Annotated in this window: 2 protein-coding genes; both read left to right on the top strand. The window is 60.8% G+C overall.

Annotation, left to right across the window (positions count from 1 at the left end; translation table 11 throughout):
- Nucleotides 1-54 precede the first annotated feature (54 nt).
- Nucleotides 55-354 carry a hypothetical protein gene (locus GY725_02440; GenBank protein MCP4003033.1) on the top strand — a complete coding sequence of 100 codons (300 nt, stop codon included), beginning with the start codon at nucleotides 55-57 and terminating at the stop codon, nucleotides 352-354.
- A gap of 469 nt (nucleotides 355-823) precedes the next feature.
- Nucleotides 824-1972, top strand: a 1149-nt coding sequence (locus GY725_02435; GenBank protein ID MCP4003032.1) for an IS21 family transposase, incomplete at its 3' end; no start/stop codon positions are given.

Genomic DNA, 1972 nt, shown 5'->3' with positions numbered 1-1972 from the left:
CCCCAAGTGCTGTGGCTATTCGCAGGCCTCATCGCAAGGCGCCTGGACGAAGGAATGCGTCCGCTGCTTGTCTCGAAGAAGTGCTTCATGACCACGTGTGCGAAGGCCATACAGAAGTACCTGCGGGAATTCGGACACGAGGACATCGAGGTCATCTCCGAGAACTGGTCACAGGTAGACCTGACACGTCCCAACGTCATCCCGCTCATCAACTACGGGATGATCGGAACGAACCGCTTCGAGCATTTCAACTGTGCCTACTGCCTAAACAGCTACTACGTAACCGAGAGGGAGGTGAACCAGATCCTGCAGGATGTCCTCGGTGCCGATGTGCAGATAGCTCTTGAAATCTAGACAGAGGGCGATCCCAAACGAAGGCGCATTCGACCGACGAGCCAGCACGATCAGGTCTACGACGTGTCCCACCTGGCCCCACTTGCGTTAGCGCATCAGGAGATGGACGTAGTCGTCCAGGCAGTCGGGCGCGTAAGGCCCTACACACGGCCCAGGGAGATCATCACGTTCCAGTTCGCAGATCATCCCGATGGTGAGTACGACCAGGAGTTCTGCTCGATCGGGCAGGCCAGGGAGTTCTTTGAGATACCACTCCGATCTGACTTGAACAGGTGGAGACTGATCACCCAAGCCAGAGATGCCCGGCGGCGTGGATTGACGCATGATGAGCGACAATTAGAATTGGACCCGACGACAATTAGAACTGCCCACTGAGAACGCCCGTAACCTGCCGGCTCCCCTGGATTTGGAGCCAAGGATGGTTACAGACGAGCAAGTGAGGAGTTTGTTCAGGATGGTGGATTCAGGCATGGGCCAGGAGAAGGCGGCGCTGAAGGCCGGGATGGCCTTGACGACGGCTGGGAAGTACCTCACCGAGCGGCGGTTTCCGAGCGAACTGAAGCAGCCGCGGACGTATCGAACGCGCGAGGATCCGTTCGATGAGGTCTGGGCGAGCGTCGAGGCACTGCTCGAGACGGACCCGGGGCTTCAATCGAGAACTCTGTTCGACTGGCTCCAGCGGGAGCACCCCGGGCGGTTCGCCGACGGCCAGTTGCGGACGCTGCAGCGGCGTGTGAAGACGTGGCGTGCGACGAAGGGTCCGGCGAAGGAGGTCTTCTTCGACCAGGTGCATCACCCGGGGAAGCTGAGCGCGTCGGACTTCACGTGCATGAACTCGCTGGGGGTGACGATCCAAGGGATGCTGCTGCGGCACCTGATGTACCACTTCGTGCTGACGTACTCGAACTGGGAGCACGTGACGCTGTGCTACTCGGAGTCGTTCGAGGCGCTGAGTGCGGGGCTGCAGAACGCGTTATGGGCGCTTGGCAAGGTGCCCGGGATGCACCGGACCGATCAGTTGACGGCGGCGGTGAACCAGATCGGCGGCCCGGATCCGCGTGATGCATTCCAGCGCCGATACCTCCAGGTGCTGGATCACTATGGTCTCACCGGGCAGAAGATCCAGGCGGGTCACGCGAACGAGAACGGCGACGCGGAGCAGTCGCATCATCGGTTCAAGAACCGACTCGACCAGGCACTCATGCTGCGGGGCAGCCGTGACTTCGAATCGACCGAGGCGTACGTGGCTTTCGTTCGCGATGAGATCGCCCGATTCAACGCCGGACGCCGTGACCGCCTGATGGAGGAGATGGCGGTGATGGGCTCGCTGCCGGCGCGTCGTATTGACTCGGTCCGGCGCGTGCAGGTACGTGTGAATCACGGCAGCCTGATCCACGTGGACAAGAACGTCTACTCAGTGAACAGCCGGCTGATGGGCGAGAAGGTGACGGTGGCCATTCGCCTCGACGAGCTGGAGGTGTGGTACGCCCAGAAGATCGTTGATCGTCTTCCGCGGCTTCGCGGCACCGGGAAGCACCTGATCAACTACCGGCACATCATCGACTGGCTGGTTCGCAAGCCTGGGGCGTTCGAGGATTACCGATACCGCGAGGATCTG

It is taken from the genome of bacterium, from assembly GCA_024226335.1.
Lineage (GTDB): Bacteria > Myxococcota_A > UBA9160 > SZUA-336 > SZUA-336 > JAAELY01.
The sequence above is the reverse complement of the archived record's forward strand: the minus strand, read 5'-3'. Positions and strand labels throughout refer to the sequence as shown.

Coding starts and splice junctions, on each gene's coding strand:
- GY725_02440 (MCP4003033.1), top strand. CDS start 55: ATGCGTCCGCTGCTTGTCTCGAAGAAGTGCTTCATGACCACGTGTGCG.